General features: G+C 63.3%; 1 protein-coding gene. It reads left to right on the forward strand.

Features of this window, described 5'->3' with window-relative positions; genetic code table 11:
- Positions 1-532 precede the first annotated feature (532 nt).
- Positions 533-10070 (forward strand): peroxidase family protein (locus tag BSF40_RS30945; protein ID WP_095968224.1); only part of this gene is annotated, 9538 nt, incomplete at its 3' end.

The raw sequence follows: 10070 nt of genomic DNA on the forward strand, positions 1-10070 counted from the left end.
TGGTTTGAATGATTTCCTGACGCCTCCACCAAGCGTAAGCAACCACTCTCCAATACATACTAGTCAATTCGTAGTCGATGCCAGTTTTCTCATGGATAAAAGGCTTGTTGACGAAGCCGCATGGACGCAGAACCGTGCCATCACCCCTCAGGAAGTCCCGGACTCTGATCGCTGGATGTGTGGCAACTGTGACAAGCCCCCTATGCCTGAGAGTGCGCCATGGACAGATGCATAAAACCCCGATACGTGACGGGGCCATTAGCAAGTCACACCTTCTATTCAACCTGCGTTCATGGGCCATCGCCTCCTTGAGGCGCAATACCCGCCTGTAGATACGGTTGTCACGGGGAATCAATCCTCAGTCGAGCACTGCTGATTGCACGCAATCGGGCAAGGGTTCGGTGCGGCCGTGGTACCAGGTCCCGTCGTGCAATTTTCGATTTTTGTTTATGGGATTCAGCACTAAACCACGCGTTTACAGCGGTGTTTTATGCGTGTGGTTTCCTGATTGCCAAGCATCGAGGAAACAGCCATGGCCAGCTTCATCAAGTCCGATCTCGAGTTCATTCTCGAACAGATCTTCATCTCCGAACGGCATGCAGCAGGCGAGAGTCTGATTGACATGCTGCCGAACGTAGAAGTCCCCTTCGGCCTGCGCACCGTCTCCGGCATCTACAACAACCTGGCCGATATCCAGTTCGGTGCCGCCGACAACTTCTTCCCGCGCATGACGACGCCGGTGTTCAATACCGCGCAGGTCCAGCCGGCCGGCTTCTTCGGGCCCGCCGACCCTGGCGGAACCACGCCGACCTTCTACCTGCAGACCAGCGGTGCCGTCTTCGACTCGCAGCCGCGCACCATCAGCAACCTGATCGTTGACCAGACCGCCAACAATCCGGCGGCGGTCGCGGCCGCAGCGGCCAATCCGGATTCACAGGTCGTCACCAGCCCCGGTCTGGATGGCCTGTTCGGCACCGCCGACGACATTTCCGTCTTCCAGATCCCCAACATCACGCCGGACGCGGGCCTGACCGTGCCGTTCAACCAGTGGATGACGTTCTTTGGCCAGTTCTTCGACCATGGCCTTGACCTCGTGACCAAGGGCGGCAGCGGTACCGTGTTCATTCCGCTGCAGCCGGATGACCCGCTTTTCGTGCCGGGCAGCCCGACCAACTTCATGGTGCTGACGCGCGCCACCAATCTGCCCGGTCCCGACGGCATCCTGGGCACCGCCGATGACATCCACGAGCAGAGCAACACCACCTCGCCGTTTGTCGACCAGAACCAGACCTACAGCTCGCACCCCTCGCACCAGGTGTTCCTGCGCGCCTATGAGCTCAATGCCGCCGGTGATCCGGTCGCCACCGGCAAGCTGATCACCAATCGTGACCTGGGCATTGATGGGCATTTCGGTACGGCCGATGACGTCGAAATCGGCGGCATGGCCACCTGGGCAGTCGTCAAGGCCCAGGCCCGTGATCTGCTCGGCATCAACTTGACCGATGCGGACGTGTTCGATGTACCGCTGCTGGCGACCGATGCCTACGGCAACTTCATCAAGGGCCCCAACGGTCTCCCCCAAGTCGTGATGAAGGGCGTGGACGGCATCGCCGGCACTGCCGATGACGTGCTCGTCGAGGGTAACCGGGCCGCGCCGATCAGCCTGGCGAACGCCGTTCGCACCGGCCACCAGTTCCTCATCGACATCGCCCACAGCGCCGACCCCACCGGCGGCCTGACGGCTGACGCGGACACCGTCATCGGCGGCCCGCAAGCACCGGGCACCTACGACAACGAGCTGCTCGACAAGCACTACATCGCCGGTGATGGCCGCGTTAACGAGAACATCGGCCTGACCACTGTGCATTCCATTTTCCACAGCGAGCACAACCGGCTGGTTGAGCAGACCAAGGAGACGGTGCTGGCTTCCGCCGATCTTGATTTCCTGAACAAGTGGCTGATGCCCGACGCCCAACTGACAGCGCTGCCCGTGACGCCGACCGACATCGCGGGTCTGCACTGGAACGGCGAGCGGTTGTTCCAGGCCGCCAAGTTCGGCACCGAAATGCAGTACCAACACCTGGTGTTCGAGGAGTTCGCGCGCACCATCCAGCCGCAAGTGGACGTGTTCCTGGCCCCTATGGGCAACGACACCACCGTCAATCCGGCGATCGTCGCCGAGTTCGCGCACACGGTCTTTCGCTTCGGCCATTCGATGCTGCTGGAGACGGTCGATCGATTCGACCCCAACTTCAACGTCGTCGGCGATGGCAATCCGGTTGACCCGGGCAATCAACAGACCGGCCTGATCGCGGCCTTCCTCAACCCTCTGGCGTTTGCTGACAGCGGCCCGACTCCTGAGCAGGCGGCAGGCGCCATCGTGCGCGGTGTCACACGGCAGGTCGGCAACGAGATCGACGAGTTTGTCACTGACGCTCTGCGCAACAACCTGGTCGGCCTGCCGCTCGACCTTGCCGCACTCAACCTGGCGCGTGGCCGCGAAACCGGCATCCCGTCGCTGAACGCGGCGCGGCGCGAGTTCTACCACATGACCGGCGACAGCCAGTTGACCCCCTACACGAGCTGGGCCGATTTCGTGCAACACATGAAACACCCGGAATCGCTGATCAACTTCATCGCCGCCTACGGTACGCATTCAACCATCACAGGCGCTACGACGCTGGCGGACAAGCGCGCCGCGGCTGCGGATCTCGTGCTCGGCAGTGCCACGGCCCCGGCCGATCGCCTGGACTTCCTGAACAGTACGGGTGTCTGGGCCAGCAACGCCGGTGCGGACGGCATTCTGCACACCGCCGATGACGTGACCATCACCGGCCTGGACGCCATCGACTTCTGGATCGGTGGCCTGGCCGAGGAGAAAATGCCCTTTGGCGGCCTGCTGGGTTCGAGCTTCAACTTCGTCTTCGAAACCCAGTTGGAAAACCTGCAGAATGGCGACCGCCTGTACTATCTGGCCCGCACCGCGGGACTCAACTTCGGCACTGAACTTGAGAACAATTCGTTCGCCAATCTGGTGATGCTCAACAGCGACGCCACACACCTGGCGGCTAACATATTCCAGACACCGGCCTTCACCCTGGAGGTCGATACGACGCAGCAGTTCAACCCGAGTGTGGTGGCCGGTCCGGACGGCATCGTCGGCACGGCCGACGATCTGCCCGCCAACGCCGACCCCTTTGGCCCGTCGGACCACCCGATCGGCTCACCACGGATCGACCATTTCACACCGCTGGTGATCCGCGACAACCCCGACACACTGGGCCCGGATACCAACTACCTGCACTACACCGGCGGCGACACGGTCGTGCTTGGCGGCACAGCCGGCAACGACATCCTCATTGCCGGTGACTCGGACGACGACACCGTCTATGGCGACGCCGGCAACGACCGGCTTGACGGCGGCTACGGCAACGACAACCTCTTTGGCGGCGCCGGTGACGACATCATCACCGACATCGGCGGTGACGACGTCATTCGCGGCGAAGACGGCAACGACGTCATCCAGGCCGGTAACTCGACTCTCGCCGGCAACAATCTGGTGTTCGGCGGCGCGGGCAAAGACTTCATCATCACCACCGAAGACATCACGATGACCTTCGCCGGCGCGGGCGACGATTTCATTCTCGGCGCCAAGGTCAACCTGGCGCCGACCGGCAATGAAGGCGACGACTGGATCGAGGGCGGCACCCAGGACGGTGCACCCGGCGACAACGCGAGCCCGACATTGACCGACGATGTGCCCGGCAACGACATCTTCATCGGCACCGGCGGATTCGATGAAATGATCGGTGAAGGTGGCGACGACACCTTCGTCGCCAGCGATGCCCAGGACAAGATGGACGGCATGTCCGGGTTCGACTGGACCACCTACAAGAATGACAAGTACGGCGTGACCGTCGACATGGTCGTTCCCTTCTTCAGTCCGTATCACCCGGTGCCCAATGCGGCAGGCGATATCGTGGGCGCAGTGGGGCAATCGCCCGATGCGGTCTATGACCGGTTCGCGGAAGTGGAGGGCCTGTCGGGCTCGGCCTTCTCCGACTTCCTGCGCGGCGATGAACAAAACGCGGCCATCATCGCCAACATCACGGCCAGGGGCAGCATCCTCACCAACTTCGATCTTGTCAGTGGTCTGCGGGACTTTGTCGGCAGCGCCGGTTTCGGAGCCGACGGTGTCGGGGGCACGACCGACGATCAGTTCGGCGCGGGCAACATCATCCTCGGCGGCGATGGCAGCGACATCATCGAAGGCCGTGGCGGCAGTGACCTCATCGACGGCGACAAGTGGCTCAACGTGCGCATCAGCGTGCATCAGAATCTGGATGGCACCGGGCCGCAGATCGCCAGCTTCGACAGCATGACGCCGATGATCCCGCTGATGTTGAACGGCACTTACAATCCGGGGCAACTCGTCGCCGTGCGTGAGATCCTGTCGGGTGTGGGCGGCTTCGATACCGTCAACTTCATGGGCCCGCTGGCGAACTACACAGTCACCGTCAACGATAACGGCACGGCGCTCGATTTTAGCGACGACATCGTCAGCGTGACCGACAATGTCGGCAAGGAAGAAACCGACCGTCTCACCCACATCGAACGGCTGCAGTTCTCCGATCAGTCGATGGTCCTCGTGCCCGGACTCAACGCTGAGCCGGTGGGCGCGCTGACGGTGGATAACACCGCGCCGACTGTTGGCCAGACGCTGACCGTGTCGGCGGCAGGCATCACCGATGGTGACAACGCGGGCGGGGCGATCCACAACTCCATCAGTTACATATGGCAGTTTGAAGCGACACCGGGTTCGGGCGTCTTCGAGGACATCATCCTCGGGCCAGGTCGCATCGGTCTCGGATTTACCAGGGCGGACGCGCCCACGCTCACGGTGACGTCGGATCTTGCCGGTCTGGCTGTACGCGTCAAAGGCATTTACGCGGACGATCATGGCGTGACCGAGCAGGTATTCTCGGCACCGACTACGGCAGTAGTGGCCGCGGCGCCAGCCCCCGCACCAGCGCCTTCGCTGATCGATCCGCAGACCTCTGCCCCCAGCAACGGTGTGCGTTACACGCAATCGGACCTGTCGTTCATCCTTGACCAGATCAAGATAGCCGAACACCACGCGGCCGGTGAGAACCTGGTGTCTCTGCTGCCGAACATACGCGTGCCCTACGGTTTGCGCACGGTCGAAGGGACGGACAACAACCTGCTCCATCCCGAGTACGGTGCCGCCGATAACGTATTCCCGCGCCTGACCACGCCGGACTTGCGTCCGGCCGACGCCGGCACGAGTTACACCCAGACCAGCGGTCTGGTGATCGACTCGCAACCGCGCACCATCAGCAACCTGATCGTCGACCAGACCGCCAACAACCCGGCGGCGGTCGCGGCCACCTTCGACCCTGGCCTGGATGGCATCCTCGGCACGGTTGACGATGTCCTCAAGGCCGGTGCACAGGTGGTGACCGGAACCCGCACCGACGGCTCGACATTCGAGACCTTCTTCGACCCGAACGTGAGTCCCGACGCGGGCCTGACCGCGCCCTTCAACCAATGGATGACCTTCTTCGGCCAGTTTTTCGACCATGGCCTGGACCTCGTCACCAAGGGCGGTTCGGGCACCGTGTTCATTCCACTGCAGCCGGATGACCCGCTGTTCGTGCCCGGTAGCCCGACCAACTTCATGGTGCTGACGCGCGCCACCAATCAGCCCGGCCCCGATGGCCTCCTGGGCACGGCCGACGATATCCACGAGAACTCCAACACCACCTCGCCGTTTGTCGACCAGAACCAGACCTACAGCTCGCATCCTTCGCACCAGGTGTTCCTGCGTGCCTATGAGCTCAATGCAGCGGGCGATCCGGTGGCCACCGGCAAGTTGATCACCAATCGTGATCTGGGCGCCGATGGGCATTTCGGCACCGCTGATGACGTCGAGATCGGCGGCATGGCCACCTGGAAGGTGGTCAAGGCGCAAGCCCATGATCTGCTCGGCATCAATCTCACCGATGCCGATTTCGACAACGTGCCGCTGCTGGCGACCGACGCCTACGGTAATTTCATCAAGGGGCCGAACGGTTTCCCTCAGGTGGTGATGTTGGGCCCGGACGGCATTGCCGGCACGGCCGACGATGTGCTCGTTGAAGGCAATCCGGCAGCGCCCATCAGCCTGGCCAACGCCGCGCGCACTGGCCATGCCTTCCTCAACGACATCGCGCACACCGCCGTTCCGGTGGACGACCAGACCGGCGCGGCACTCCTGCCCGATGCCGACAATGTCATTGGCGGCACGCCTGCGCCGGGCTTCTACGACAACGAATTGCTGGATGCGCACTACATCGCCGGCGACGGCCGGGTCAACGAGAACATCGGCCTGACCACCGTCCATTCCGTCTTCCACCATGAGCACAACCGCCTGGTCGATCACACCAAGGCGGTGGTCCTGGCGACAGCGGCAAGCGGCGATGTGTCGTTCCTCAACGAGTGGCTGCTGACGCCTGTCACTGCCGTTCCCGCCGACACCTCGACCCTGGACTGGAACGGCGAGCGCCTGTTCCAGACGGCGAAGTTCGGCACCGAGATGCAGTACCAGCACCTGGTGTTCGAGGAGTTCGCCCGGACCATCCAGCCGATGGTCGATCCCTTCTTCGCCCCGGGCCAGGTGTACGACACCGCGATCGATCCGAGCATCGTTGCCGAGTTCGCACACACCGTCTATCGCTTCGGGCACTCGATGCTGCTGGAGCAGGTCGACCGGCTTGATCCGAACTTTGCCTCGAGCGATATCGGGCTGATCCAGGCCTTCCTCAACCCGCTCGAGTTCGCGGGCAGCGGCCCCACTCCGGAAGAGGCGGCCGGTGCCATCGTGCGCGGCGTGACCCGCCAGGTGGGCAACGAGATCGACGAGTTCGTCACCGAAGCCCTGCGCAACAACCTGTTGGGCCTGCCGCTCGATCTGCCTGCCATCAACCTGGCGCGTGGTCGCGATACCGGCGTTCCGTCCCTGAACGCTGCGCGGCGGGAGTTCTATGGGCCCACCGGCGACGCAGAGCTCAAGCCCTACACGAGCTGGGCTGATTTCGTGCAGCACATAAAGCACCCGGAATCGCTGATCAACTTCATCGCTGCCTACGGCACCCATTCGAGCATTACCGACGCCATCACGCTGGCGGACAAGCGCGCGGCGGCTTCGCTCCTGGTGCTCGGCGGTGCGGGTGCGCCGGCCGATCGCATCGACTTCCTCAACAGCACCGGCGCCTGGACCAGCACCGCGGGTACGGACGGCGTTTTGCACACGGCAGACGATGTGACCATCACCGGCCTGGATGCGGTCGACTTCTGGGTTGGTGGCTTGGCCGAGGAGAAGATGCCCTTTGGCGGCATGCTCGGCTCGACCTTCAACTTCGTCTTCGAGAACCAGATGGAGAAACTCCAGGACGGTGACCGCTTCTACTACCTGGAGCGCACCGCCTCAATGGACTTTGGCGCCGAGCTTGAGAACAACACGTTCGCCGCGCTGGTGATGGCCAATACCGATGCCACACACCTTTCGGCCAGGGTCTTCCTGACGCCGGCCTACACGTTGGAGGTCAACCAGGCGAACCAGTACAACCCCAGTGTGATTGCCGGACCCGATGGCATTGTCGGCACCGCCGACGATCTGCCGGCCAATGCCGATCCCTTTGGTCCGTCGGACCACCCGATTGGCTCTCCGCGCACTGACTTCCTCACGCCGCTGGTGATCCGCGACAATCCCGCCACGACGGGCCCGGATACCAACTACCTGCACTACACCGGTGCCGATACGGTGGTGTTGGGCGGTACGGCCGGCAACGACATCCTCATTGCCGGTGACTCGGACGACGACACGGTCTACGGCGATGCCGGTAACGACCGGATCGATGGCGGCTACGGCAACGACCAACTCTTTGGCGGTACCGGTGACGACATCATCACCGACATGGGGGGCGACGACGTCATCCACGGCGAGGACGGCAACGATGTCATCCAGGGCGGCAACGGCCTCAACCTGATCCTTGGCCAGGCCGGCCAGGACTTCATCATCACCGGCGAAGACGCGGCCGACTCCAGCGGTGGCCTGGGCAACGACTTCATCCTCGGCAGCAAGGCGAATGAATTCGCGCGCGGCGGTGAAGGCGATGACTGGATCCAGGGCGGATCCGCCGATGGCGTTGCCGGTGACAACTTCGACCCCTTCGGCAACGATCCGATCAATGGCAACGACGTCTTCCTGGGCGATGGCGGACCGGACAATTTCGACGGGGAGGGCGGTGATGACATCATGGTCGGCAGTCCCAGCGAGGCGGACCGTTTCATCGGGTTCTCCGGGTACGACTGGGCGACCTACAAGGACGATCCGAGCGGCGTGACCATGGACCTCAACACCAGGCTGCGCTTCTTCGATCAACCGGCGGTACCTGGATCCAACGCGTCGATCCTTGCCCGGCTGGACCTGGTGGAAGGGCTGTCGGGATCGGCCCATGCCGATTTCCTCAGCGGCGATGACTCCACTGCCGACTTGCTCGCCGTCGCTGGCGCCAAGGGCAGCGTGCTCACCAACTTCGACCTCATCAGCGGTCTGCGGGACCTGGTCGGCAGCGCCGGCAACGGCGCGGATGGCATCGCCGGCACGGCCGACGACAAGTTCGACGGGGGCAACATCCTCCTGGGTGGCGCCGGCAGCGACATCATCCAGGGCCGCGGCGGCGACGACCTGATCGACGGCGACAAGTGGCTCAATGTGCGCATCAGCGTGCGGCAGAACATCGATGGCACCGGACCGGAAATCGCTACCTTCGATAGCCTGACACCCTTGGTTCCGCTCATGGTGAACGGCACCTATAACCCCGGCCAGCTCCAGAGCGTGCGCGAAATCCTGACGGCGACCGGTCCCGACTTCGACACGGCGCTGTTCTCCGGCAATCTGGCGGATTACACCGTGGTCGAAAACGTCAACGGCACCTTTACGGTCACCGACAGTGTCGCCGGCAGGGACGGGACCGACACCCTCAGCCATATCGAGCGGTTGCAGTTCTCCGATCAGGCGCTCGTGCTCGGCGGTTTGAACGCGGAGCCAGTCGGTTCGCTGAGGATCGACGATCCTACGCCCGCCGTCGGCCAGCGGCTGACGGTATCGGCGGCAGACATCACTGATGCCAACAACACCGCGACCGGCGGCGCGATCACCGGCCCCATCAGTTTCTTCTGGCAATTTGAAGCGCGTCCGGGCTCGGGTGTCTTTGAAGACATCACCTTCTTTGCCGCCGGCGAGGTCGCGCGCGCAGAGGGCACGACCGTCACGGTGGGCTCGGAACTCAGGGTCCCACCACCGGCGACCCTCATTGGCGCCGTACCGGCTATCCCGGAACTCGTCGTGGCAGCGGGGCTGGCCCTGCGCGTCAGGGCAGTCTACAAGGACGCCAATGGCGTGCTGGAGGAGGTGTTCTCGGCGCCGACCGCACCGATCGCGGCGGCCGGTACCGGCACCGTCAATGTCCTGCCGGTTGGAACGGTGTTGATCAGCGATACCACCCCGACGTCAGGATCGGCCCTGACCGCCACGGATGCGTTCACCGATGCCAACGGGACCACGACCTCGGTGATTGCCCATCAGTGGCAGGTGGGGAGCGGCGCGATCTTTAGCGACATCGCCGGTGCGACGGGCGCGACCTTTACACCCGACCAGGCACAGGTCGGTCAGCAACTGCGTGTCGTCGCCAGTTACACCGATGACCTCGGCACACTTGAGCGAGTCACCTCGGCTGCAACGACAGTGGTCGGTGATCTGTTTGTCGGTACCGCCGGTGTCGACGTATGGACCGGCACGCCAGGCGACGACGTGGCCAGCGGAGGTGATGGCAACGACATCCTGAACGGCTTGGGTGGCAACGACATCCTCAACGGTGATGCGGGCAATGACGTGCTCATCGGCGGTGGTGGTGCCGATACGATGGCCGGCGGTGACGGCAGCGATATCTATGAAGTCACCGAGCTCGGGGACGTGGTGAGCGAACTCGCCGGTGCCGGCAGCGACA

The organism is Pseudomonas sp. ACN5 (assembly GCF_002303975.1).
Lineage (GTDB): Bacteria > Pseudomonadota > Gammaproteobacteria > Pseudomonadales > Pseudomonadaceae > Aquipseudomonas > Aquipseudomonas laurylsulfatiphila.